Origin of the sequence: Salmonella sp. NW38 (genome assembly GCF_051807745.1) — a bacterium.
GTDB lineage: Bacteria > Pseudomonadota > Gammaproteobacteria > Enterobacterales > Enterobacteriaceae > Salmonella > Salmonella enterica.
The window spans coordinates 312,849-337,380 of sequence record NZ_JAMMTO010000005.1 but is presented as its reverse complement, the minus strand read 5'-3'; the positions used below and the strand labels follow the sequence as shown (position 1 = coordinate 337,380).

At 51.6% G+C, this 24,532-nt stretch carries 21 protein-coding genes; 5 read left to right on the top strand and 16 right to left on the bottom strand.

All coding sequences use genetic code 11. The features are described 5' to 3' along the window. Nucleotides 1–595: 595 nt before the first annotated feature. The 3 genes from NA624_RS11775 to NA624_RS11765 form a co-directional block, all read right to left on the bottom strand. Nucleotides 596–817: a membrane protein gene (locus tag NA624_RS11775; RefSeq protein WP_000825645.1), complete on the bottom strand. Its 222-nt coding sequence runs from the start codon at nt 815–817 to the stop codon at nt 596–598. A gap of 237 nt (nt 818–1,054) precedes the next feature. Then, nucleotides 1,055–4,168 carry an efflux RND transporter permease subunit gene (locus NA624_RS11770; protein ID WP_001273290.1) on the bottom strand — a complete coding sequence of 1,038 codons (3,114 nt, stop codon included), beginning with the start codon at nt 4,166–4,168 and terminating at the stop codon, nt 1,055–1,057. Nucleotides 4,169–4,179: 11 nt separating this feature from the next. Continuing rightward, nucleotides 4,180–5,337, bottom strand: a complete 1,158-nt coding sequence (locus NA624_RS11765) for an efflux RND transporter periplasmic adaptor subunit (protein WP_000160383.1) — start codon at nt 5,335–5,337, stop codon at nt 4,180–4,182. Nucleotides 5,338–5,749: 412 nt separating this feature from the next. Here NA624_RS11765 and envR point away from each other — a divergent pair, with 412 nt between their 5' ends. Next, the gene (gene envR, locus NA624_RS11760; protein WP_001085721.1) at nt 5,750–6,412 is read left to right on the top strand and encodes an acrEF/envCD operon transcriptional regulator; all 663 of its coding nucleotides are present in this window, start codon (nt 5,750–5,752) and stop codon (nt 6,410–6,412) included. Between the two features lie 2 nt (nt 6,413–6,414). Here envR and NA624_RS11755 read toward each other — a convergent pair whose 3' ends face one another. From NA624_RS11755 to acuI, 13 genes are all read right to left on the bottom strand, one after another. After that, complete coding sequence (locus NA624_RS11755) at nt 6,415–8,514, bottom strand: putative bifunctional diguanylate cyclase/phosphodiesterase (protein ID WP_001145324.1); 2,100 nt, start codon at nt 8,512–8,514, stop codon at nt 6,415–6,417. Between the two features lie 150 nt (nt 8,515–8,664). Next, nucleotides 8,665–8,829: a DUF2556 family protein gene (locus NA624_RS11750; protein WP_000620015.1), complete on the bottom strand. Its 165-nt coding sequence runs from the start codon at nt 8,827–8,829 to the stop codon at nt 8,665–8,667. Between the two features lie 82 nt (nt 8,830–8,911). Beyond that, nucleotides 8,912–9,796, bottom strand: coding sequence for an adenine-specific DNA-methyltransferase (yhdJ, locus tag NA624_RS11745; protein ID WP_000642611.1), 885 nt, complete (start codon nt 9,794–9,796; stop codon nt 8,912–8,914). Nucleotides 9,797–9,881: 85 nt separating this feature from the next. Continuing rightward, the gene (fis, locus tag NA624_RS11740) at nt 9,882–10,178 is read right to left on the bottom strand and encodes a DNA-binding transcriptional regulator Fis (RefSeq protein ID WP_000462905.1); all 297 of its coding nucleotides are present in this window, start codon (nt 10,176–10,178) and stop codon (nt 9,882–9,884) included. A 25-nt stretch (nt 10,179–10,203) separates the two neighbouring features. Further along, nucleotides 10,204–11,169, bottom strand: coding sequence for a tRNA dihydrouridine synthase DusB (gene dusB / locus NA624_RS11735; protein ID WP_001219664.1), 966 nt, complete (start codon nt 11,167–11,169; stop codon nt 10,204–10,206). 660 nt (nt 11,170–11,829) lie between these two features. Further along, nucleotides 11,830–12,711, bottom strand: a complete 882-nt coding sequence (prmA, locus tag NA624_RS11730; protein ID WP_001145849.1) for a 50S ribosomal protein L11 methyltransferase — start codon at nt 12,709–12,711, stop codon at nt 11,830–11,832. A gap of 11 nt (nt 12,712–12,722) precedes the next feature. Next, complete coding sequence (gene panF / locus NA624_RS11725; protein ID WP_001175741.1) at nt 12,723–14,174, bottom strand: sodium/pantothenate symporter; 1,452 nt, start codon at nt 14,172–14,174, stop codon at nt 12,723–12,725. Then, nucleotides 14,164–14,406: a YhdT family protein gene (locus NA624_RS11720; RefSeq protein WP_000340018.1), complete on the bottom strand. Its 243-nt coding sequence runs from the start codon at nt 14,404–14,406 to the stop codon at nt 14,164–14,166. The genes panF and NA624_RS11720 overlap by 11 nt, the downstream gene beginning before the upstream one ends. Before the next feature lie 108 nt (nt 14,407–14,514). Continuing rightward, nucleotides 14,515–15,864 (bottom strand): acetyl-CoA carboxylase biotin carboxylase subunit, encoded by a 1,350-nt coding sequence (accC, locus tag NA624_RS11715; protein ID WP_000884627.1) that lies wholly within the window; start codon nt 15,862–15,864, stop codon nt 14,515–14,517. 10 nt (nt 15,865–15,874) lie between these two features. After that, the gene (gene accB / locus NA624_RS11710) at nt 15,875–16,345 is read right to left on the bottom strand and encodes an acetyl-CoA carboxylase biotin carboxyl carrier protein (RefSeq protein WP_000354628.1); all 471 of its coding nucleotides are present in this window, start codon (nt 16,343–16,345) and stop codon (nt 15,875–15,877) included. A 392-nt stretch (nt 16,346–16,737) separates the two neighbouring features. Beyond that, a complete protein-coding gene (gene msrQ, locus NA624_RS11705; RefSeq protein ID WP_001240053.1) occupies nt 16,738–17,337 on the bottom strand; it encodes a protein-methionine-sulfoxide reductase heme-binding subunit MsrQ in 600 nt (199 codons plus the stop codon). Continuing rightward, nucleotides 17,338–18,342, bottom strand: a complete 1,005-nt coding sequence (gene msrP / locus NA624_RS11700) for a protein-methionine-sulfoxide reductase catalytic subunit MsrP (RefSeq protein ID WP_000723875.1) — start codon at nt 18,340–18,342, stop codon at nt 17,338–17,340. 112 nt (nt 18,343–18,454) lie between these two features. Then, nucleotides 18,455–19,429 carry an acrylyl-CoA reductase (NADPH) gene (gene acuI / locus NA624_RS11695; RefSeq protein ID WP_001148256.1) on the bottom strand — a complete coding sequence of 325 codons (975 nt, stop codon included), beginning with the start codon at nt 19,427–19,429 and terminating at the stop codon, nt 18,455–18,457. A gap of 203 nt (nt 19,430–19,632) precedes the next feature. On the opposite strand from acuI, the gene csrD reads away from it, so the two are divergent. The 4 genes from csrD (at nt 19,633) to mreD (ending at nt 24,532) form a co-directional block, all read left to right on the top strand. Then, nucleotides 19,633–21,573, top strand: a complete 1,941-nt coding sequence (gene csrD, locus NA624_RS11690) for an RNase E specificity factor CsrD (protein ID WP_001241381.1) — start codon at nt 19,633–19,635, stop codon at nt 21,571–21,573. A 307-nt stretch (nt 21,574–21,880) separates the two neighbouring features. Further along, nucleotides 21,881–22,924, top strand: a complete 1,044-nt coding sequence (gene mreB, locus NA624_RS11685; RefSeq protein WP_000913396.1) for a rod shape-determining protein MreB — start codon at nt 21,881–21,883, stop codon at nt 22,922–22,924. Nucleotides 22,925–22,988: 64 nt separating this feature from the next. Continuing rightward, a complete protein-coding gene (gene mreC / locus NA624_RS11680; protein ID WP_000802538.1) occupies nt 22,989–24,041 on the top strand; it encodes a rod shape-determining protein MreC in 1,053 nt (350 codons plus the stop codon). 2 nt (nt 24,042–24,043) lie between these two features. Next, on the top strand, nt 24,044–24,532 hold the full coding sequence (mreD, locus tag NA624_RS11675) for a rod shape-determining protein MreD (protein WP_000179403.1): 489 nt from the start codon (nt 24,044–24,046) through the stop codon (nt 24,530–24,532).

Here is a 24,532-nt window from a genome sequence, read left to right as displayed (position 1 = left end):
AGTCACATAGTTATCTATGCTCCTGGGGACTCACTCCCTTGCCGCCTTTAAGCAACTCGAATTATTTTGGGTATATAACATCTTCGTAGAGTGGATAAAAACCGTTTTAGTAAACGTGATTTCCCGCCATATATCCGCCTGAACCATCGAATGTGAACCGTGCTGAAGTAGATGTACAAACGGCTTTTACTTACGCCACTAATAAGCAATAGAGATATTCGCTGAGGACTGAGAATCTGGCCTATTTGGCTATTTTATTTGCCAGTTTGGCCCTGGGACAGTGCTCAAAATCCTCATGTATTACGTGTATGCTCCGGTTTATATCCAGACTGTCTGTAATAATTACGCCTAATGACCACGCTCTAAGTCTTACTGTATAAAGCCTGTTTGTAATGCGGCTTACGATGCTATCAAGCTACAATTTTGTCTGCATCGGACAAGGAATAGAATAAATACTATCGGGATGGGCGAGTAAGAAAAGAGAGCGTTTTATCGTGTTAACTTTCGGGGGATAGGCTGAACAGATTACGTCGCTGAGTATCCTTACGACCTTTATATTATTACTGAAAGCGCGGCATTGCCGCGCCTGCATGTATCATTTAGAAAGCGCAATGATACCCATCGTCAACCCTGCTACCGCCGCAGCGCCGCCAGCAATAGCGCCTGCTGTCTCCCAGTTATCCTGCGTTGTACCTTTCATACATGTATTGGTATGAACCAGCCGCCCTTGATCGTCATAAACCGGTACGCAGGGAGAATCATGTGCACAACCTGCCAATAAGGTGGTAAGCAATGCAACTGGAATTAGTCTTTTCATGGTGTTACCTCATTAATCAGCGTTTCGCGAAGTACAGCAACGTAAATGCTGGCTCTAACCGCTGCGAAAACGGGAGTTATTTTACCACCACAGAAAAAATGGCCGACATGAGGAATCATCTCAATTCATGTGAATTGTAAAAACTATGGAGAATGAAAAAGTAAGCGGAGAGGGGGGAATAGCGGAGATAAAGACGTACCGTTTAAAAAGGCGTCCGAAGACGCCTCTGTTTACCGGTTAATCATGATGGCGATTAAATCGGCGTTTTACAACAACGAAGAATACTGGCACGAAGAAGATAGCTAATAAGGTTGCGGTTAACATTCCCCCCATAACCCCTGTGCCTACTGCGTTCTGTGCCCCACTACCTGCGCCACGACTGATAACTAACGGCATTACCCCGAGAATAAAGGCCAGCGAGGTCATTAGAATAGGACGTAAACGCATACGGGATGCTTCCAGCGTCGCTTCAATCAATCCACGTCCTTCTTTTTCCATGAGATCTTTGGCGAACTCGACAATCAGGATGGCGTTTTTAGCAGAAAGGCCAATAGTGGTTAACAAGCCAACCTGGAAGTAAACGTCATTGTTCAGACCGCGCAATGACGCTGCAAGCAGAGCGCCAACCACGCCGAGCGGTACGACCAGCATTACCGAGAACGGAATTGACCAGCTTTCATACAGAGCGGCAAGGCAGAGGAAAACGACAATGAGTGAGATTGCGTACAGCGCCGGCGCCTGGTTACCTGACAACCGTTCCTGATACGACATACCTGTCCAGTCATAGCCAATACCGTTTGGCAGCTGTGAAGCCAGGTTTTCCATTAACGACATGGCTTCACCGGTACTTCGTCCGGGCGCTGCTTCACCGAGCAGTTCCATTGACGGCATCCCGTTATAGCGTTCCAGGCGTGGCGAACCATAAATCCACCGTGCTGAGCTAAAGGTAGAGAAGGGCACCATCTCGCCATTGGCGCTGCGTACATAAAGATTGTTGATATCTCCCGGCAGCATACGGAACTGAGCGTCAGCCTGAACGTATACTTTTTTCACTCGTCCGCGATCGATAAAGTCGTTAACGTAATAGCCGCCCAACGCCGCGGAGATGGTTTCGTTGATATCAGACAGCGAAACACCGAGCGCCTGCGCTTTTTCTTGATCGACATCCAGCTTGAACTGTGGCGTGTCTTCCAGCCCGTTCGGGCGTACGCGCACTAATAGGTCAGGATGCTTCGCGACCATACCCAGGAGTTGATTACGCGCTTTTGTTAACGCATCGTGACCGAGTCCTCCCTGATCAATCAGTTCAAAGTCGAAACCTGTCGCGGTACCTAACTCGACAATTGCCGGCATGTTGAAGGGGAACACCAACCCGTCGCGAATCTGGCTAAAGGCGCGTGTCGCTCTGGCGATAACGGCTTCGACGCTATTTTCTTCACCGTTACGCTCTTCCCAGGGTTTAAGGCTGACAAATGCCATCCCTGAGTTTTGTCCCTGACCGCTAAAGCTAAAGCCGTTTACGGTAAACACGCTTTCGACGTTCGCTTTTTCATTATTCAGGTAGTAATGAGTGACTTGATCCAGCACTTTCTGCGTACGTTCTTGCGTAGCGCCAGAGGGGAGCTGAATCATGGTCAGGAATACCCCCTGATCTTCTTCCGGCAGGAAGGAGGTCGGGAGGCGTAAAAACAGAACCGCCATTCCGACTACAATAAGTAGATAGATAATGAGATAGCGACCCGTATTACGCACGATGCCGCTTACGCTGTTAGTATAGTGGTTAACGCTGTGGTCAAACCTGGTATTGAACCAGCCAAAGAAGCCGCTTTTTTTCTCGTGATGTTCAGCAGATACGGGTTTAAGGAGCGTAGCGCATAGCGCTGGCGTCAGAATCAACGCAACCAGAACGGATAGAGCCATTGCTGAAACAATAGTAATAGAGAACTGGCGATAAATTGCCCCGGTCGAGCCGCCAAAAAAGGCCATCGGGATAAATACCGCAGACAGTACCATCGCGATACCAACCAGCGCTCCCTGAATCTGCGACATGGATTTTTCCGTCGCCTCTCGGGGAGAAAGGTTATCCTCCATCATTACACGTTCAACGTTTTCTACGACCACTATCGCATCGTCAACCAACAGTCCTATCGCCAGTACCATGCCGAACATCGTCAGGGTATTGATGGAATAGCCAAAGGCGGCGAGTACCGCAAAAGTGCCTAGCAATACGACAGGAACAGCGATGGTAGGAATCAGGGTTGCCCGGATATTCTGTAAGAACAGATACATTACCAGGAACACCAGAATAATCGCTTCAAACAGCGTTTTTACCACTTCGTGGATAGATATTTTTACGAAGGGCGTTGTGTCATAAGGATAAACCACCTTCATTCCCTGAGGGAAGAAAGGCTGCAGTTCTGCCAGTTTTGCTTTGATTGCGGTTGCGGTATCCAGCGCGTTAGCGCCGGTCGCCAGTTTAATACCGAGACCGGAGGCCGGTTTACCGTTAATGCGCGCTACAACGTTATAGTTTTCACCGCCAAGCTCAATACGCGCGACATCTTTGAGATGGACGACAGAACCGTCGGTATTGACACGCAACGTAACTTTACCGAACTCTTGCGGATCTTTCAGACGCGTTTGGGCGATGATTGAGGCGTTAAGCTGCTGGCCCGGTAATGCTGGCGTGCCGCCCAGTTGGCCTGCCGCAATCTGGTCGTTCTGTACTTTTAACTGGTTGATGACATCAACTGGCGTGAGCTGGTATTTATTTAGCAGATTCGCATCCAGCCAGATACGCATGGCGTACTGTGCGCCAAATAGCTGAACGTCGCCCACACCATTCAGACGGCTGATAGAATCCTTAATGTTAGAGGCGACATAGTCAGAGATGTCGTCCTGGGTAGTGTTCGGATTATCCGAGACGAACCCGGCGACCATCAAAAAGCTGCTGCTGGACTTTTCAACGCTAATCCCCTGCTGCTGGACTTCTTGCGGCAGTAAAGGCGTGGCGAGCTGCAATTTATTTTGCACCTGAACCTGCGCGATATCCGGATCGGTTCCGGACTGGAAGGTCAGGGTGATGGTCACGCTACCAGCAGAGTCGCTGGTAGAGGACATATACATCAGGTTATCGATACCGTTCATATTTTGTTCGATAACCTGAGTAACCGTATCCTGTACCGTCTGCGCATCCGCGCCAGGATAGGTTGCAGAAATAGAAACCGCTGGCGGCGCAATGGTTGGATACTGCGCAACGGGAAGTTGCATTATTGCCAGTGCGCCAGCCATCATCAGGATAATGGCCAGAACCCAGGCGAAAATAGGACGTCTAATAAAAAAGTTTGCCATGTACGGTTACCTTATTGCGCCGTTTTCGCTGCAGGAGCATCGGTAGTGGCTTTCACCTGGACGCCCGGTCGCGCTTTTTGTAAGCCGCTGACGATGACCTTATCGCCCGGTTTTAACCCTTCGCTGATGAGCCATTTATCGCCAATAGCCTGAGCCGCCACGACATTGCGGGCTTCAACCTGGCTTTTATCGTTAACCACCATCACCATTGCGTCGCCGCGCGGCGTGCGGGTTACGCCCTGCTGGGGGACAAGGATGGCATTGGGCTGGACGCCTTCATCAATGCGGGCGCGAACAAACATACCGGGAAGCAGACTGTGTTGCGGGTTAGGGAACACCGCCCTGAGCGTGATAGAGCCGGTGCTTTCATCTACGGTAACGTCGGAAAATTGCAGCGTGCCTTTAATCGGGTAGACCTGACCATTTTCCATTACCAGTTGCACCGTGCTACTGGCGCTGTCTTTATGCAGGTTACCTTGTTCGACGGATTGCTTGAGTCGCATAAAGTCGTTGCTTGATTGCGTCACGTCGACATAAATCGGGTCAAGTTGCTGCACGGTAGCCAGTTCAGTTGACTGACCATTAGTCACCAGCGCGCCTTCAGTCACATTAGATTTTCCTATACGCCCGCTGATGGGCGAGGTGACTTTGGTATACGCAAGGTTAATACGCGCGCTTTCAACAGCGGCTTTTGCCGCCACAACGGCGGCATCGGCCTGGCGGGCGTCGGCAATCGCCTGATCATATTCCTGTTGGCTGATATATTTTGTGCCGACCAGTGGAACATAGCGTTTGACCGTCAGGTGCGCGATAGCCGCAGCCGCTTCGCTTTTAGCAAGTTCGCCTTTAGCGCTGTCATAATCGGCCTGATAAGTGGCAGGATCGATCTGATAAAGCGACTGCCCGGCCTCTACATCGCTACCTTCGGTGAAGTTTCTTTTAAGCACGATCCCGCTCACCTGGGGGCGAACTTCCGCAATGCGAAATGCGGACGTACGTCCGGGAAGTTCGGTCGTTACGGCTAGCGGCGCTGTTTCGACCACATGGACGGTGACTTGCGGCTCGCCGGCATGAGCCTGGGTATCTCCCTGGTCATTACAACCGGCCAGCAGCGCAGCAGAGAATATGATGAATGAGGGCAGGAGTGAAAACCTGGCATGTTTCGTCATTACTGTTCCTTAAAAAACCGAAAGCTCGTTATTCACCGGATAACGGTAAGGCGTTAACGCGCGAAAAATAGAATAGCAGTGGGGTATCCTACAAATTATTAGCTTGTGATGTAAGCAATACTTATTTTGGGATGGGGTTCACGGCACATAAAAGCAAAAAAAAGAACTATTCCCTGTCGTTTCATAATGTCCCGATTAGTAAAATCATGATGTTGAATAACATAAATAGAAATATATATTTTATATGAATATGTTTTATTAATTTATTTGTTTTTATTATTGATTTGGCGATATTGTGCGAAATAAAAATAGCTGTCTCTCGTCTGACTAAAAAGGACATGATAAAGTTGTTTTTTGTGCTGAGTATTTTATCAGCGTATTTATCGTTTTTATGGTCCAGGATATCTTAATTATGGCGAAGAAAACGAAGGCGGATGCGCTTAAAACGCGGCAACATTTGATTGAAACCGCTATTGCGCAGTTCGCTTTGCGCGGCGTTGCCAACACGACGCTGAATGATATCGCTGATGCCGCTGATGTCACGCGGGGCGCCATCTACTGGCACTTTGAGAATAAAACGCAGTTGTTTAATGAGGTTTGGTTACAGCAACCACCTTTACGCGAACTTATTCAGGATAGGCTTACGGGATGCTGGAATGATAATCCTTTACAGGATCTACGAGAGAAATTTATTGCAGCCTTACAATATATTGCGGCAGTGCCTCGTCAGCAGGCATTAATGCAGATTTTATATCATAAATGTGAATTCCATAATGGTATGATATCGGAACAGGCCATTCGGGAGAAGATTGGTTTCCATCATCAGTCGCTGCTTGAAGTATTACAGCGATGTATGGATAAAAAGCTGATCTCAGGCAGTCTTGATCTGGATGTCATATTAATTATTCTGCATGGTAGTTTTAGCGGAATAGTAAAGAACTGGTTAATGAATCCCACAAGTTATGATCTTTATAAGCAGGCGCCTGCATTAGTCGATAATGTATTAAAAATGCTAAGCCCGGATGGCAGTGTGAGGCAATTAATGCCAAATGAACAACAGGCGGAAGAAGCCTGAGATTATTTTGAGTTGATATTATATATTGACCTTGTGAATATATTGGCAGGGTCCCGAATATCGCGAGCAATTTCCTCTGCCGTACGCGGCTTGCCAAGCAGGAACCCCTGAAGTGTATGGCATCCTAACTGGGTCAAAAATTGTTGCTGCGTTTCATTTTCTACCCCTTCTGCCACAATTTGCAGATTTAACGCTTTCGCCAGCGCGACAATAGCCGCAACAATGGTCGCGCCGTCGCTTGCCTCGCTGAGTTCATGTACGAAAGCGCGATCAATTTTTAGTTCGCACGCCGGAAGACGTTTCAGATAGAGAAGGCTGGAATAACCGGTGCCAAAGTCGTCAATAGAGGCCTTAACCCCCATTTCCGTTAATCTGGTGAGTATAGCGACGCTTTGCTCTGGCTTGTTCATCGCCGTGGTTTCGGTGATTTCCAGAATCAATAAATCGGGACGGATACTGTGTCGGGCCAGGCTCCGCGTAATGGTGTCCACAAGGCCGGGCTGCTCAAATTGTAAGGCGGAAAGATTTACCGCCACTGACCATAAGGCGTATCCCTGTAAGTGCCACTCGCGTAGCTGTCGACACGCCTCGTCTATCACCCAGCTACCGATAGTGACGATAAGACCCGTTTTTTCCGCCAGCGGTAAAAACTGGTCAGGATTCAGTACGCCTTGTTTTGGATGATACCAGCGCAACAGGGCCTCAAATCCTACAATGGGGCCGGCAGGAGCCTGAAATTTAGGCTGATACACCAGCCTGAGCTCTTGTCTTTCCAGCGCCAGCCACAGGTCATTCATTAGCTGAAGCTGGGTTTGCGCCAGCATATTCATTGATGGCTGAAAGAAATGGTATCCGTTACGCCCTGTATGCTTCGTGTGGTACATTGCGGCATCGGCGTTGAACATCAGTTCCCGTTCGTTTTTTCCGTCCAGCGGATAGAGCGCTATTCCCACGCTAAGGGTGACGACCAGTTCGTACGGATCTATCGTAAAGGGCGCATCTATCGAATGTACCAGCGCGCTGGCAAGGGAAGCCGCTTCGTCAGGCGCGCTGACTTCTGCAAGCAGCACAAATTCGTCGCCGCCAATCCGCGCCAGGGTAAACTGCCCGCTCAGCGGTTGGTTCAGACGATGCGTGACCGCTACCAGTAGCTTATCGCCGATATCATGACCATAAGCGTCATTAACGGCTTTAAAGCCATCCAGATCCATAAACAGTAGCGCGAAAGACGTGCTTTCCCGATTCGCTTTGCTGATGGCCTGTTCCAGACGATCTTCAAGGAGTACCCGGTTTGGTAAACGGGTGAGCGTATCATGCAGCGCCAACTGCGCTAGTTCCTGGTTCGCCTGCGCCAGCGAAGAGGCAAGTAGTGCGGTGCGGGCCTGAAGCCGGGCGTCAAATAAAGAAACCAGCAGAGTAATGCCCAGGATAGTCAGCGCGACCACGCTGACAAGAACAGCCAGCCAGTTGCTATCGACGCCACGATGCTCCATCGGCCAGTTTTGGGGAAAGTGTGCGGCCTTCATGCCGGCGTAATGCATGCCGGCGATAGCTATCCCCATTAATACCGCAGCGCCTGCTCGCCTCAGGGCGACATCTGTTCCCTCATGACGCAGGCGGAACGTGAGCCACAGCGCGCCGCAGGACGCCAGTAGCGCGATAATGATAGAGAGGGCAACCCACGCGCTATTCCAGACGATAATGGAAGCAAATTGCAGCGCCGCCATCCCGGTATAATGCATTGCGCTGATGCCCAGTCCCATCACCAGCGCGCCCGGCAGTAAACGGCGCAGGCGCAGTTTTTCAGCGCTGACCAGCCATAGCGCAAACAGGGAGGAGCCGATCGCGATCAGCATGGAGAGGCCGGTGAGGAACGGATCGAAGCGCATGTTCATCGCGTGATCCATCGCCAGCATCCCGACAAAATGCATCGCCCAAATACCGACGCCCAGCGCGAAGCCGCCGCCTATTAGCCATATTCTGGCGTTTGATCGGGCGCTTCCGGCTACGCGTCCGGCCATATTTAATGCGGTATAGGACGCAAAAATAGCGACAGCAAATGAAACCGCCACAAGGATGTGGTTGTACTCACTAACCGGCATGTATCACTAGCTCATTGGTTATGCAGGAAAAGAACAGGACGAGACAGTATCACCCCTTCTTTTATCCTCAACGTGTTTTAATTCCCTGTTTTTATAAGGGATAAAAGAAATCCGGGTGATAAATAATCATAGGTTAAATAGCCCGGTTCGCTACTCCAGATCGGTACAATTGATCAATTTGAGAGGGTTAACCGAATCCATGTTTCGGCACTTATCCTGTTCAGTTGCCATCAATTCGATCCATTGCATCAAAAGCGCATCAAAAAGAAAAACGGAGACGGCAAAAACAACCAGCCACCAATACTTACGTATCATCGTCAAATCCTGTGTATTCATGCCCATGCGTGCTGGGAATATACATGAAATTTTGACGCTGAAAAGCGGACTTACAATGCTTTTACTTCTCTGAAGATAGCGCGTTTATCCCGACATTTCGCTGCTTTTTGGACAGGTTTTGTGTTTTTCTCTTTTTGACTTTTGCAAGTTCATTTTCTGAATAATGCGAAGTGACGCTCAATCTTCTGAGCCCCATTTTTACGTACTCATTATTGAGTTCAATACCGATAAACTTACGACCTGACGCCGCTGCGACAGCGCCTGTGGTGAAACTGCCCGCGAAAGGGTCCAATACAGTATCGCTCGGGTTAGAAGAGGCCAGTATGATCCGTTTTAACAGCGCGCTGGGCTTTTGCGTAGGATGGTTTTCATATTCATCCATCAGATAACGTACGCGAGGAAATGACCAGACGTTGCCCGGCACTTTTTTCTGATTGTATGGTTGGGGCGGGTTTTTTCGATAATCGATTAGCGCGCGCTTAGCGCCCGTGGTGGTCTCGACCAGAATCGCGTCACGGTTAAAGGTATAGCTTTTCGGGTTCTTTACCATCATCAGGATCGGTTCATACATAGAACCAAAGTATTTTTTCGCCTGCACCCCGGAACTATCATAGGACCAGACGATACGGCTTTTGATGGTAAAAAGCGTTCGGCATTTGAGATCGATATACGGCATATTTTCTGTGCTATTCATGATGTACATGGTGCCGTGTTTCTTCAGTACGCGGTGGCACTCATCAATGCATTCATACAGCCAGGCCAGAAAAGACGCTTCGTCCCAGGATTCGACCATACCGTCGAAATCTTTTCCGATATTGTAAGGTGGATCGGCAAAAATTAAGTCAATGCTTTCAGAAGGCAGTTTTTTAAGTTCTGTTAGCGCGTCACCGTGAATAATCTTCTTCGATTCATCGCCAAAGTACTGAGGTTCACATTCCGCTTTCATGACCAAATTCCATGTGATGCGTATAAAAAAGGCGCTTCCCCATGCCGAGTAGCGCCTTTTTAAACAAGCAGTTAGCTAACCGAAATTAGTTCATGCCGTATTTTTTTAATTTTTTACGCAGCGTACCACGGTTGATGCCCATCATCAGAGCAGCACGGGTCTGGTTACCACGGGTGTATTGCATCACCATGTCCAACAGGGGCTGTTCTACTTCAGCCAGTACCAGCTCATACAGGTCATTAACGTCCTGACCATTCAGTTGAGCAAAATAGTTCTTCAGTGCCTGTTTAACCGAGTCACGCAGGGGTTTTTGGGTTACCTGATCCTGAGAGTTAACGGTAGAAACGGTCAGTACGTCAGAATTTACGCGTTGTTCGAACATAGTTCTGTCAGCTCTTTATTTCTGTTTACGCAAAATTTTCGAAGTATGCCTCCAACGCCTCCAGCTGTTCGCTGGCGTCCTCAATAGCGTTGAATGTGCGCCGAAACTGGTCGTCTGGAGCGTGCTCCTGGAGATACCAGGAGACGTGTTTACGCGCGATTCGGTACCCTTTTGCCTGACCGTAAAAGTCATGCAGTTCCCGAACATGCGTGCAAAGCAAGCGCTTTACCTCTGCCAGCGGCAGCGGCGGAAGCAGCTCCCCAGTGTCCAGATAATGCTGGATTTCCCGAAAGATCCAGGGTCTTCCCTGAGCTGCGCGGCCTATCATCAGGGCATCCGCCCCTGTATAGTCGAGAACAGCTCTGGCTTTATGCGGGTTAGTAATGTCGCCATTCGCGATAATCGGAATGGAAACTTTCTGCTTAACTGCCCGAATACTGTCGTATTCAGCTTCTCCGTTGAACAAACAGGCGCGGGTGCGGCCATGGATGGTCAGAGCCTGAATACCACAATCTTCAGCCAGTTGGGCAATCTCTACGCAGTTACGGTGTTCCGGCGCCCAGCCGGTGCGAATCTTGAGAGTCACAGGAACGTCCACCGCGTTTACGACCCCGATGAGTATAGACTTCACTAAATCCGGGTACTGCAAGAGGGCTGAACCTGCCAGCTTACGATTCACTTTCTTCGCCGGGCACCCCATATTGATATCAATAATCTGGGCGCCGCTTTCCACGTTAATACGTGCGGCATCGGCCATCTCAACAGGGTCGCTACCGGCAATTTGCACCGTGCGAATTCCTGGCTCATCAACGTGCACCATCCGTAAACGAGATTTATCGCTTTCCCACACTTGCGGGTTAGAAGACATCATCTCGGATACTGTCAATCCTGCTCCCATCTCATAGCACAGCGTCCGGAAAGGTCTGTCAGTAATGCCAGCCATGGGCGCTGCGATCAGGCGATTTCTGAGCTGATATTGTCCGATGCGCATGAGTTAAGAAATGACCATACTGTGACTGCAAGGCGGCGTATATTACGCATTTTTTGCACGAGATGAAAGGCCAAACTTTGAACAATCCACTGTTGTAGATCAATGAATCGTGCTTAAAAACAGCAAAATAAATTTATAATTCAGTAAAATCATAGAGTTATTTATTGTCGGCGGTTTTGTACGCGCTTACAAATTCCCGTAACTTCTCTCTATTTCTTCGTCCAGAAACAAGATAAACGGAATAATCTGCTTTTTTTATAAGCTAATTACCCCAAATGAATGGGATCGCCGTCTCGTTTCAGGACAAGATCACTTCCCGCTGCGCGTGATTTTTCTCCATTGCCAGTCGGAAGGGGGCGCACAGACGCGCTTTTGTGTTCATGAATGGCACGCATAAATTTTCCCAGCTGTGCTGAAGAGCGCGTTAGCGGATGCTGCAGAACAACCCGGACAGCATTACTAAGCACGAGGGCGATGGCTGTGACCCGTTAAAACGCCAGTACCTTTTGTCCGCTGGTAGCAGCTGTTTATCCAGACGGATAGTGACAAAGAAGTCATTTCAGGCATTCATTTGATGAATTTAATGATGTCTCGGTGCCTGAAAGGCGTTAAGGCAGTTGTGTGGAGAAAAGCGTGGCCGGGCGACCACGCTGACAAGAATTATTTTTTACGGCCAGTAATGCGGCACCACTCTTCTTTTTCGACGACCGGGTCGAGAGTGAAAAGCTCGGCGTAAGCATCGCAGACGCTTTCCGCCTGGCTGGCGAGAATACCTGAAAGCCCCAGCAGACCGCCCTCAACGGGCAGTACGCTGATTAACGGGGCCAGTTCGCGTAATGGGCCTGCCAGGATGTTAGCGACGACCACGTCGGCTTTCATGGCTTCTGGCTGGTCTTTCGGCAGGTACAGCTCCAGCCGGTCAGACACGCCGTTGCGTTCAGCATTATCGCGACTGGCCTGAATAGCTTGTGGATCGATATCAATACCAATCGCCTTTGCTGCTCCCAGCTTCAGCGCGGCAATCGCCAGAATGCCTGAACCGCAGCCAAAGTCGATCACGGTTTTGCCGTTGAGATCGAGCCCGTCCAGCCATTGCAGACATAAAGAGGTGGTGGGGTGCGTACCCGTACCGAACGCCAGTCCCGGGTCGAGCATCACGTTGACGGCATTCTCGTCCGGAATGTCACGCCAGCTGGGACAAATCCACAGACGCTCGCCAAAACGCATCGGATGGAAATTATCCATCCATTCGCGTTCCCAGTCTTTATCTTCCAGTTGTTCGATTTTATGGGCAAATCCGGCACCCAGCAGCGGATGTTGCTCCAGAATCGCGACAACGTCTTTCATGTCGGTTTCGGCGTCGAACAGACCGATCACATCGGTATCGCCCCACAGACGGGTTTCGCCCGGCAACGGCTCAAAAACCGGCGTATCGTGCGTATCCTGAAAGGTAATGGAAACGGCGCCCGCTTCCATCAGCGCATCACTCAGCTCTTCAGCATTCGCGCCGGTGGTATTCAGTTTCAATTGGATCCATGGCATGGCAAAACTCTTTATTTATCAGTAGACAATACGGTGGCTTGCGAAGCGGAAGAGCCGAATCGGTTTCCGATCAGAAAAGCCAATAAACTTAACAGTAACGCGGGCACAATCGGATGAAAGCCCAGGTACTGAATATTAAATGTGGCAAGTAGGGCATATAGCACGCCGCCCACGATCATGGCGCTTAGCGCGCCTGCCGCGTTTGCCCGCTCCCAGTAAAGGCCCAGTACCAGCGGCCATAAGAACACCGCTTCCAGGCCGCCAAACGCCAGCAGGTTGAGCCAAATGATCATCTCTGGCGGTTTCCATGCGGCCAGCAGCAACAGCGCGCCTAGCAGTAAAGTAATCGCTGCCGACATACGCTTCAGCCGGATCTCATTTTGCATCTGATCGGGGCGTAGATTGAGATAGAGATCTTTAATGATCGTCGCGGAACTTTGCAGCAGTTGGGCGTTAATTGTTGACATGATCGCCGCCATTGGCGCAGCGAGGAAGATCCCGGCGGCAAACGGCGGCAAAACTTTCACCATTAGCGTTGGGATCACCAGATCCGGCACCGTCAGATCTGGAAGCACCGCGCGACCCAGCGCGCCGGCAAGGTGCATCCCGAACATTAAAATCGCCACGACAATCGTACCGATAATAATGCCCCGGTGTACCGCTTTACTGTCTTTATAGGAGATGCAGCGCACCGCCGTATGCGGCAGGCCAATCACACCAAAACAGACCAGTACCCAAAAAGAGGTCATAAAGGCGGGAGAAAGTATGTCATCGGCGCCCTGCGGCGTTACCAGTTTGGGGTCGAGAGCGTGCAGCGTGTCAACGGCCTGACTTAGACCGCCCGCCGCATGGATCACGCCCACCAGCAGCACTATCGTGCCGACCAGCATCACCAGGCCCTGTAGCGTATCGTTAAGTACGCTGGCGCGAAAGCCGCCAAACGCCGTATAGAGTGCGATACTGACGCCAAATATTAGCAGGCCGGTTTCGTAGGGAATCCCTGCCGCGGTTTCCAGCAGTCGCGCGCCGCCGATAAATTGTACGGTCATTGCGCCAATAAACGCGACCAATAAACTCAGGCTTGCCAACCACACCAGCAGGCGGCTTTGGTAACGAGCGAATAGCATATCGTTAAGCGTGACGGCATTATAGCGACGCGCCAGGATAGCGAATTTTTTACCCAGAATACCCAGTGAAAGCCAGACGGCGGGAAGCTGGATCATCGCCAGCAAGACCCAGCCCAGACCGTATTTATAAGCCGCGCCGGGACCGCCGATAAATGAACTGGCGCTAATATAGGTGGCGGTAAGCGTCATCGCGAGCACGATCCCGCCCATCGAACGGCTGCCAAGAAAATATTCGTTTAAAAAGGTGCCGGCGGTACGCTTGCGCATAGCGTAAATCGAGACCCCGAAGACCACGACCAGATAGGCTACCAGCGGTAGAATGACCTCAAGCTGCATCGTCATCCTCCAGCGAAATATCGCGATAAATGAATTTCACCATCGCCCAGCACAGCAAAATAAAGACCAGCGGCGTCAATAAGCAGGCCATCTCGAACCAGTGCGGCAGACCGGTAATTCCCGGCGAGTCTCCAGGTAAGTAAGCAGCCACTAACCATGCCGCCAGATAGCAAAGGGTCAGCCACAGCGCCCAGCGCGCCTCTTTATGGGCCTGAACAAAACGAGCGTCCATTTTTTGTCCCTTATGGGTGAAGAAAGCGGGAATTGTACATGATGGGGCATCGCTATCCCCAGAAATAAAAAAGGCCGGATTCACCGGCCTTTTGAGATTAACGTGCGATTACTTTTCCTGAAGACCGAGTTTTTTCTCCAGATAGTGGATGTTAGTTCCACCGTGCTGGAAGTGTTCGTCATTCATGATGCGGGTCTGCAGATCGATATTGGTTTTGATACCATCGATAATCAGTTCCTGCAGGGCATTTTTCATACGGGCAATCGCCACGTCGCGGTTTTCACCGTAGCAGATGAGTTTGCCGATCATGGAATCATAGTACGGCGGCACCGTGTAGCCCGCGTAGATATGAGATTCCCAGCGAACGCCAAAGCCGCCAGGCGCATGGAAGCGCGTGATTTTGCCAGGGCTTGGCAGGAAGGTGTTCGGATCTTCGGCATTGATACGGCATTCTACCGCATGGCCTCGAACGACAACTTCGTCCTGTGTGATCGACAGCGGCTGACCCGCCGCGATGCGCAACTGCTCTTTGATCAAATCGACGCCGGTAATCATTTCAGTCACCGGGTGTTCAACCTGAATACGGGTGTTCATTTCGATGAAATAGAACTCGCCGTTTTCGAACAGGAATTCGAACGTCCCTGCGCCGCGATAGCCGATGTCTACGCACGCTTTCGCGCAGCGTTCGCCGATATAGCGACGCAGTTCCGGCGTAATGCCTGGCGCCGGGGCTTCTTCAACCACTTTCTGGTGGCGACGCTGCATGGAACAGTCGCGTTCCGCCAGATAAATAGCGTTACCCTGGCCGTCCGCCAGCACCTGAATTTCGATGTGGCGTGGATTTTCCAGGTATTTTTCCATGTATACCATGTCGTTGCTGAAAGCCGCTTTCGCTTCCGCTTTGGTCATGGAGATGGACTGCGCCAGTTCAGCATCGCTACGAACTACTCGCATACCGCGGCCGCCGCCGCCGCCGGACGCTTTGATGATCACCGGATAGCCAATACGTTTGGCATGAGCGCGGTTCGCATTCATATCGTCGCCCAGCGGGCCGTCAGATCCTGGTACGGTCGGCACGCCCGCTTTTTTCATCGCGGTAATCGCGGACACTTTATCGCCCATCAGGCGGATGGTGTCCGCTTTCGGGCCGATAAAGATAAAGCCGGAGCGTTCAACCTGCTCGGCAAAATTGGCGTTCTCAGAAAGGAAGCCGTAACCCGGGTGGATTGCCACCGCGCCGGTGATTTCAGCGGCGCTAATGATAGCCGGGATGTTCAGATAACTTTTTACGGACGGTGCCGGGCCAATACAGACCGTCTCATCCGCCAGCAATACGTGTTTTAAATCGCGATCCGCGCTTGAGTGCACAGCGACGGTCTTGATGCCGAGTTCTTTACAGGCTCGAAGAATACGTAGTGCGATCTCGCCGCGGTTGGCGATGACAATTTTATCCAACATGTTCGCCTCGTTACTCGATGACGACCAGTGGCTCGTCAAATTCTACCGGTTGACCACTTTCGACCAGAATCGCTTTCACAGTACCTGCTTTGTCTGCTTCGATCTGGTTCATCATTTTCATGGCTTCAACGATGCACAGGGTATCGCCCACGTTCACTTTCTGGCCCACTTCGATGAACGCTTTCGCGTCCGGGCTTGGGGTGCGGTAGAAAGTACCAACCATTGGGGAGCGTACGATGTGACCACTGATTTCCGCTGCGGCAGGCGCTTCCATTGCTGGAGTAGCCGTTGGCGCGACAGCGTTAGACAGAGCGGGTTGCTGCATCATCGGCGCCGCATAAGCCTGCTGCATCACCGGAAAACCGGCGTTTGCCGTTGTGCGGCTGATGCGAACAGATTCTTCGCCTTCAGAAATTTCCAGTTCGGAGATACCTGATTCTTCAACCAGCTCGATCAGTTTTTTAATCTTACGAATATCCATGAGTGGGTTCCGTACTCTTTGTTTAGTGTGATTGTGACAGGCGTTTTAGCGCCGTCTGTAAAGCATGTGAATGACTGCCGCGGGTAAAATACCGCGCATCTTTGATTTGCCTGTTATGCCGTAGCACCCGAAGGTGAAATTCATGATTTGCCAGTCATTGTGTGGCTATCTTCTGCCATTTTCGGGCAAAAAACAAAATATACCTTCATTGCACGATTGTCACCCTTTCTGCGAACGAAAATCGCCGTTGGGCAATGTAAAGTCGCACATTATAACTATTTCGTCGCAATTGGCAGCTAAATACTGGTCTTATCAGGGAAGATAATCAACCCGAAACATAAAAAGGACATTACCTGTTTTGCGTTTTGCAATCGACCGCACAGTTCACCAAACTAGCGCCACCACTGGCGAAACTTCCGGTAACGCAACGCTAAAAGGGCTAACGCTAATGCCGCGTAGATGACCGGTTGCGGTGATAAAATCTTTACCGACCACAGGTAATGTATGGGAGCCAGGATCGCGACAAGATAGACGACGTTATGCAGTGTTTGCCAGCGTTTGCCCAATTTACGCTGCGCAAATTGCGTTGAGGTCAACGTCAGCGCCAATAACACCAGCCAGCTAATGATCCCAAGCGTCAAATAAGGGCGTGAAATCAACTCGCTTCCTAACAACGCCAGGTTATGTATCCCCAGTTCCAGTAAGGCATAGCTGGTTAAATGCAGCGTAGCCCAAACGAAACACCATAACCCCAACAGGCGGCGTGTGCGTATCAATAATGGCTGTTTAGCGTAGCGCGCCAGCGGTGAAACCAGCAAGGTGGCGAGCAAAAATTTAAGCGCGGTTCTGCCGGTAAAGTGTTGGATATCCTTTACCGGGTCTGCGCTGAGTCCACCGTGATTTATCGCCCAAAAGAGCCACAGAAGCGGCAAAAAACCGGCAAGATGCAGACAAACTTTTAGCCAGGTTATCTGTTTTGCTGTCAGACGCACTTAAAAATTCTCCCGCAAATTGAGACCGTGATACAGCGAAGCGACTTCATTGGCATAGCCGTTAAACAGCAGCGTCGGCTGCCTTTGCACATCAAGGATACCGCCTGAACCAATAAAGCGTTCGGTAGCCTGAGACCAGCGTGGATGATCCACATGCGGGTTCACATTGGCGTAAAAACCATATTCGTTGGGAGCCGACAAATTCCAGGTGGTTGGCGGACGTTCGCGGGTGAGTTTAATGCTGACAATAGATTTAATACCTTTAAAACCATACTTCCATGGAACGATGAGTCGAATAGGCGCGCCGTTTTGCGGGGGTAACGCCTTACCATAGACGCCAACGGTCATCAGAGTCAGCGGATGCATGGCTTCGTCCAGACGTAGCCCTTCGACATAAGGGTATTTCAGTCCGCCGCCAATAAAGCGATCTTTCTGTCCTGGCATATCATCCGGCGCGTATAGCGTTTCGAATGCCACATATTTAGCGTGGCTGGTGGGCTGTGCCTGCGCGAGTAGCTTATATAAAGGGAAACCAATCCACGGCACGACCATGGACCACGCTTCGACGCAGCGCATTCGATAGATACGCTCTTCTAATGGAAAACGATGTGTTAAATCGTCGTAATCCAGCGTAAATGGCTTCGCGACTTCCCCGCTGATTTTCAACGTCCACGGTTCGGTTTTCAGACTCCCGGCATTGGCCGCCGGGTCGGCTTTATCGAGGCCAAACTCATAGAAATTGTTGTAGCCCGTCACCTTATCTTCCGGCGTTAACGCTAAATCGCTTCGCCAGGCGGCAGGCTGACTAAACTCAAGCGGTTTACCGGCAGGCGCTTTCGGACGATCGTTGCCTTTAAACCAACTGAAGAGATCGGCCTGCGCCGTTGAGGGTAAGGATAAGGCGGCCGCGCTGATGCCTAATGCTTTTAGCACCTGTCGGCGCTGCATAAAAAAAGCCGATTCCGCAGTCACATCGGCTTCTGTTAATGGACGTATCTTTTTCATCACAGACTCCCGGTCTACCCACCACAACATGGCGTGTAGTGAATATGACAGGGAGTGTGTCAATGTGTAAAAATAAATAGTTAATTAAGTGTAAATTTTTTTATACGTGACGTTATTTTATCTTCACCAGCGTACGGCCCTGAACCTGATTATTGATGATGGCATCGGCGAACTTCGGCGCATCCGCCAGCGTAATCTCTGTGGCGGCCTGAGCATAGAACGATTCCGGCAGATCCTTAACCAAACGCGCCCAGGCTTCTGCGCGACGTGCCGGTGGGGTCATCACCGAGTCCACCCCTTGCAAACGCACATTACGCAGAATGAATGGCATAACGGTGGTCGGCAGCGCGAAGCCGCCCGCCAGGCCGCAGGCGGCCACGCAACCACCATAGTTCATCTGTGCCAGCACTTTCGCCAGCACTTTATCGCCAACGGTATCAATTGCACCGGCCCACAGCTGTTTTTCCAACGGGCGAGATTCAGCAAACTCATCGCGGCTGAGAATACGGTTAGCTCCCAGGCTCTTAAGATAGCCGTGGGTGCTTTCACGTCCTGATACTGCTGCAACCTGATAGCCCAGCTTATGCAGTAATGCAACGGCAGTGCTGCCCACGCCTCCGCTGGCGCCGGTGACGACAATCTCACCGTCTTGCGGGCGAATACCTGCATCTTCAAGCGCCATGACGCACAGCATGGCGGTAAAACCGGCGGTGCCGATGATCATGGCGTTACGGCTGCTCAGTCCCGCAGGCAGCGCGACCAGCCAGTCGCTTTTAACGCGTGCGCGTTCGGCCAGGCCGCCCCAGTGGTTTTCGCCCACGCCCCAGCCAGTCAGTAGTACTTCCTGGCCTGCATGAAAGCGAGGATCTTCGCTTGCGTGAACGGTGCCGGCGAAATCAATACCAGGAATCATCGGAAAATGACGGATAATTTTCCCTGTTCCGGTGATAGCCAGAGCATCTTTATAATTCAGGCTGGACCAGTGGACATCCACCGTCACATCACCTGCCGGCAGTTGACTCTCTTCGAGATGTTGCACGGATGCGAGGGTTTTACCGTCCTGCTGTTCTAAGATCAACGCCTGCATAACCTGTCCTCACTTTACATGGTAGATTGGAAAAATAGCTACGAAGACTATACTCGCTAATTAAAACGTGATGCCGATGCAACGCAATAAATTGCCAGATAGATCCATTTTGGTAGTATGCCTGCTTCATTGCGCGCCGTGGCGAATTCCGCCTTCAGATTCGCTTTTTCATACTGTTTATAACCGTCGGAGTTAACTCAAGGATGCGATTAACGACGAAATTCTCAGCTTTTATCACGCTGCTCACGGGGTTAACGATCTTCGTGACTCTGATAGGTTGCTCGCTAAGCTTTTATAACGCCGTACAGTATAAGTATGTCAGCCGTGTGCAGGCGACGGCGACAGCCATTGATACGCACCTGGTGACCCATGATATTGTCTCGCTGACGCCGCAAATCGACGAACTCATGATCGCTTCCGATATTGTGCGTGTCGATCTGTTGCAGGGGGAGCGCAGCGTCTACAGCCATTCTCGTGCCAGAGGTTATCGGCCAGCCGGCACCAGCGACATGTATCGCGAGCTGGTCGTACCGCTGATAAAACATCCAGGAATGTCGCTACGTCTGGTTTATCAGGACCCGATGGGTAACTATTTTCACTCACTGATCACCACGGCGCCGCTGACGCTGGCGATCGGTTTTATCGTTCTGATTTTGTTTTTATCGGTGCGCTGGCTGCAGCGGCAGCTTTCCGGGCAAGAGCTTCTGGAAATTCGCTCAACGCGCATTCTGAACGGCGAACGCGGGGCGAATGTCCGCGGTTCTGTTTACGAATGGCCAGCGCGCACCAGTAGCGCGCTTGATGTATTGCTTTCCGAAATTCAGTTTGCTCACGAACAGCGTAGCCGCCTGGACACCCTCATTCGCTCCTACGCCGCGCAGGACACCAAAACCGGACTCGGTAACCGTCTGTTCTTTGATAACCAACTGGCGACGCTGCTGGAAGATCAGGAAAAAGTGGGAGTGCATGGCGTGGTGATGATGATCCGCTTGCCAGACTTCAATCTTCTGCGCGACAGCCTGGGAGGCAATCAGGCGGAAGAGCAGATGTTTATGCTTATCAATCTGCTATCGACATTTATTATGCGTTACCCAGGCTCGCTGCTGGCGCGTTATCACCGCAGCGACTTTGCCGTGCTGCTACCGCATCGAACGCTGAAAGAAGCGGAAAGTATTGCCGGACAACTTTTAAAAGCTGTCGATGCGCTACCGGCTAACAAAATGCTCGATCGTGACGATATGGTACATATCGGCATTTGCGCCTGGCGCAGCGGACAGTCCACCGAGCAGGTGATGGAACATGCTGAAGCCGCGGCGCGGAATGCCGCCCTGCAGGGGGGAAATAGCTGGGCTATCTACGACGACACTCTGCCGGAAAAAGGGCGCGGCAATGTACGCTGGCGCACATTGATTGAGCAGATGCTGAACCGGGGCGGACCGCGACTTTATCAAAAACCAGCGGTCACGCGAGAAGGTCGTGTGCATCATCGGGAATTGATGTGTCGTATCTATGACGGTAAAGAAGAGGTGAGCTCGGCGGAGTATATGCCGATGGTGTTGCAATTTGGTTTATCGGAAGAGTATGACAGATTACAAATTAGCCGCCTGATTACGTTGCTGGGCTACTGGCCGGATGAAAATCTGGCAATGCAGTTGACGGTTGAGTCGCTGATTCGTCCGCGTTTTCAGCGCTGGTTGCGCGATACGTTAATGCAGTGTGAAAAATCACAGCGAAATCGCATAATTATTGAACTTGCGGAGGCAGATGTTTGTCAACACATCAGCCGGTTACAACCCATCCTTCGCTTAGTCAATGCGCTTGGCGTTCGGGTGGCGGTGACACAGGCGGGTTTGACGCTGGTTAGCACGAGCTGGATTAAAGCGCTCAATGTGGAATTACTCAAGCTGCATCCGAGTCTGGTCAGAAACATTGAGAAGCGAACGGAAAACCAGCTTCTGGTTCAAAGTCTGGTAGAGGCCTGCGCGGGTACGCCTACGCAGGTTTACGCGACGGGCGTCCGTTCGCGCGGCGAGTGGCAGACGCTGACAAAACGCGGCGTGGCTGGCGGGCAGGGTGATTTTTTTGCCTCCTCCCAACTACTTGACACAAACGTGAAAAAATATTCGCAAAGATACTCGGTTTAACCTGCCGTTTAATTTGTTTTCACGTAGAATAACGCGCGCTGCGCCTCATGGGGGTGTGCTTGTCTGCTCGCCAGATTGTTGCAGCAAATATGCAGGTGAATGACCTTTGATAGGTTGCAAACGAAGGCGAGGATTGCTGCTGATTTTTTCAGCCCTGAGGGACTCAGGCCGAGATTTGTAACAAAGGAAACGAACTGCACTAATTTTCACCGTAGCAGATGATTTTTGCGCCTTGTCGCTGCTGCGTGTGGTTGGTAAAGTAAGCGGATTTTGTTTTCCGCCCCAGCTTTCAGGATTATCCCTTAGTATGTTGAAAAAATTTCGTGGCATGTTTTCCAATGACCTGTCCATTGACCTGGGTACCGCGAATACCCTCATTTATGTAAAAGGACAAGGCATCGTATTGAATGAGCCTTCCGTTGTGGCCATTCGTCAGGATCGTGCCGGTTCGCCGAAAAGCGTGGCTGCAGTCGGTCATGATGCGAAGCAGATGCTGGGCCGTACGCCGGGCAATATCGCTGCGATCCGTCCGATGAAAGACGGCGTTATCGCTGACTTCTTTGTGACCGAAAAAATGCTCCAGCACTTTATTAAACAAGTGCATAGCAACAGCTTTATGCGCCCAAGCCCGCGCGTACTGGTATGCGTGCCGGTCGGCGCGACTCAGGTAGAACGCCGCGCGATTCGTGAATCCGCTCAGGGCGCAGGCGCCCGTGAAGTCTTTTTGATCGAAGAGCCGATGGCGGCCGCGATCGGCGCAGGTCTGCCAGTTTCTGAAGCAACCGGTTCAATGGTTGTGGATATCGGTGGTGGTACCACTGAAGTTGCCGTGATCTCCCTGAACGGCGTGGTTTACTCTTCTTCTGTCCGTATTGGTGGTGACCGCTTCGACGAAGCCATCATTAATTACGTTCGTCGTAACTACGGTTCTCTGATCGGTGAAGCTACCGCAGAACGTATTAAACACGAAATCGGTTCCGCTTATCCGGGCGACGAAGTCCGTGAGATCGAAGTGCGTGGCCGTAACCTGGCGGAAGGCGTTCCACGCGGCTTTACCCTGAACTCAAACGAGATTCTGGAAGCGTTGCAGGAACCGTTGACCGGTATCGTCAGCGCGGTAATGGTAGCGCTGGAACAGTGTCCGCCGGAGCTGGCGTCAGACATCTCCGAGCGCGGTATGGTGCTCACCGGCGGCGGCGCGCTGCTGCGTAACCTTGACCGTCTGTTAATGGAAGAGACGGGCATTCCTGTCGTGGTTGCTGAAGATCCGCTGACCTGTGTGGCACGCGGCGGCGGCAAGGCGCTGGAAATGATCGATATGCACGGCGGCGACCTGTTCAGCGAAGAGTAGTTGGATACGGGCAGGATTATCCCTGGATTGTCCTGCCTCTCCGACGCGAGAATACGCATAGCCTATGAAGCCAATTTTTAGCCGTGGCCCGTCGCTACAGATTCGCCTTATTCTGGCGGTGCTGGTGGCGCTCGGCGTTATCATTGCCGACAGCCGCCTGGGGACGTTCAGTCAAATCCGAACGTACATGGACACTGCCGTCAGTCCTTTCTATTTTATTTCAAACGGCCCTCGTGAACTGCTCGACAGCGTGTCACAAACGCTGGCTTCTCGCGACCAGCTTGAGCTGGAAAACCGGGCGCTGCGCCAGGAATTACTGCTAAAAAACAGCGATCTGCTGATGCTGGGGCAGTACAAACAGGAGAACGCGCGGTTGCGCGAGCTGCTGGGGTCGCCGCTGCGTCAGGACGAGCAGAAAATGGTGACGCAGGTTATTTCAACGGTTAACGATCCTTACAGCGATCAGGTCGTTATCGATAAAGGCAGCGTTAATGGCGTATATGAAGGTCAACCGGTCATTAGCGACAAAGGTGTCGTAGGGCAGGTTGTCGCCGTGGCGAAACTGACCAGCCGCGTGTTGCTGATTTGCGATGCGACTCATGCGCTGCCGATTCAGGTACTGCGCAATGACATCCGCGTGATTGCCGCCGGTAACGGCTGTACTGACGATCTTCAGCTTGAACATCTGCCCGCCAATACCGATATTCGCGTCGGCGATGTGCTGGTAACGTCCGGACTTGGTGGGCGTTTCCCGGAAGGGTATCCGGTGGCGGTGGTCTCCTCCGTCAAGCTGGACACTCAGCGTGCCTATACCGTCATTCAGGCACGTCCAACCGCGGGTTTGCAGCGTTTACGCTATCTGCTGCTGTTGTGGGGAGCCGATCGTAACGGCGCCAATCCGATGACGCCGGAAGAGGTTCACCGCGTCGCCAATGAGCGCCTGATGCAGATGATGCCGCAGGTGTTGCCTTCTCCGGATGCGATGGGGCCGCCGGCACCAGTGCCGGATCCGGCGACGGGGATTACTCAGCCATCTGCGGGCCAGACTGCGCCGGTATCAACGCAACCATCGCCTTCGGGCGCGACCACGCCGCCTGCGCGTGCGCCGGGAGGGTAATGGTGGCGAGCTATCGTAGCCAGGGGCGCTGGGTTATCTGGCTCTCGTTTCTTATTGCGCTGTTGCTGCAAATCATGCCCTGGCCGGACGACATCATTGTTTTCCGGCCAAACTGGGTTTTGCTCATCTTACTGTACTGGATTCTGGCCCTGCCGCACCGCGTAAATGTGGGGACGGGATTTGTGATGGGTGCCATACTTGATCTCATCAGCGGTTCCACACTTGGCGTGCGCGCTCTGTCGATGAGTATTGTCGCCTACCTGGTCGCTCTGAAATTCCAGCTCTTCCGTAACCTGGCGCTCTGGCAGCAGGCGCTGGTGGTAATGTTGCTTTCACTGGCCGTGGACATTATTGTTTTCTGGGCCGAGTTTTTAGTGATCAACGTCTCTTTCAGACCGGAAGTGTTCTGGAGTAGTGTAGTCAATGGCGTGCTGTGGCCCTGGCTCTTTTTGCTGATGCGTAAAGTACGCCAGCAGTTTGCTGTGCAATAA

Excerpts from the sequence above, each read along its gene's own strand:
- NA624_RS11775 (WP_000825645.1), bottom strand. The coding sequence starts at position 817 with ATGAAAAGACTAATTCCAGTTGCATTGCTTACCACCTTATTGGCAGGT.
- NA624_RS11770 (WP_001273290.1), bottom strand. The coding sequence starts at position 4,168 with ATGGCAAACTTTTTTATTAGACGTCCTATTTTCGCCTGGGTTCTGGCC.
- NA624_RS11765 (WP_000160383.1), bottom strand. The coding sequence starts at position 5,337 with ATGACGAAACATGCCAGGTTTTCACTCCTGCCCTCATTCATCATATTC.
- envR (WP_001085721.1), top strand. The coding sequence starts at position 5,750 with ATGGCGAAGAAAACGAAGGCGGATGCGCTTAAAACGCGGCAACATTTG.
- NA624_RS11755 (WP_001145324.1), bottom strand. The coding sequence starts at position 8,514 with ATGCCGGTTAGTGAGTACAACCACATCCTTGTGGCGGTTTCATTTGCT.
- NA624_RS11750 (WP_000620015.1), bottom strand. The coding sequence starts at position 8,829 with ATGATACGTAAGTATTGGTGGCTGGTTGTTTTTGCCGTCTCCGTTTTT.
- yhdJ (WP_000642611.1), bottom strand. The coding sequence starts at position 9,796 with ATGAAAGCGGAATGTGAACCTCAGTACTTTGGCGATGAATCGAAGAAG.
- fis (WP_000462905.1), bottom strand. The coding sequence starts at position 10,178 with ATGTTCGAACAACGCGTAAATTCTGACGTACTGACCGTTTCTACCGTT.
- dusB (WP_001219664.1), bottom strand. The coding sequence starts at position 11,169 with ATGCGCATCGGACAATATCAGCTCAGAAATCGCCTGATCGCAGCGCCC.
- prmA (WP_001145849.1), bottom strand. The coding sequence starts at position 12,711 with ATGCCATGGATCCAATTGAAACTGAATACCACCGGCGCGAATGCTGAA.
- panF (WP_001175741.1), bottom strand. The coding sequence starts at position 14,174 with ATGCAGCTTGAGGTCATTCTACCGCTGGTAGCCTATCTGGTCGTGGTC.
- NA624_RS11720 (WP_000340018.1), bottom strand. The coding sequence starts at position 14,406 with ATGGACGCTCGTTTTGTTCAGGCCCATAAAGAGGCGCGCTGGGCGCTG.
- accC (WP_000884627.1), bottom strand. The coding sequence starts at position 15,864 with ATGTTGGATAAAATTGTCATCGCCAACCGCGGCGAGATCGCACTACGT.
- accB (WP_000354628.1), bottom strand. The coding sequence starts at position 16,345 with ATGGATATTCGTAAGATTAAAAAACTGATCGAGCTGGTTGAAGAATCA.
- msrP (WP_000723875.1), bottom strand. The coding sequence starts at position 18,342 with ATGAAAAAGATACGTCCATTAACAGAAGCCGATGTGACTGCGGAATCG.
- acuI (WP_001148256.1), bottom strand. The coding sequence starts at position 19,429 with ATGCAGGCGTTGATCTTAGAACAGCAGGACGGTAAAACCCTCGCATCC.
- csrD (WP_001241381.1), top strand. The coding sequence starts at position 19,633 with ATGCGATTAACGACGAAATTCTCAGCTTTTATCACGCTGCTCACGGGG.
- mreB (WP_000913396.1), top strand. The coding sequence starts at position 21,881 with ATGTTGAAAAAATTTCGTGGCATGTTTTCCAATGACCTGTCCATTGAC.
- mreC (WP_000802538.1), top strand. The coding sequence starts at position 22,989 with ATGAAGCCAATTTTTAGCCGTGGCCCGTCGCTACAGATTCGCCTTATT.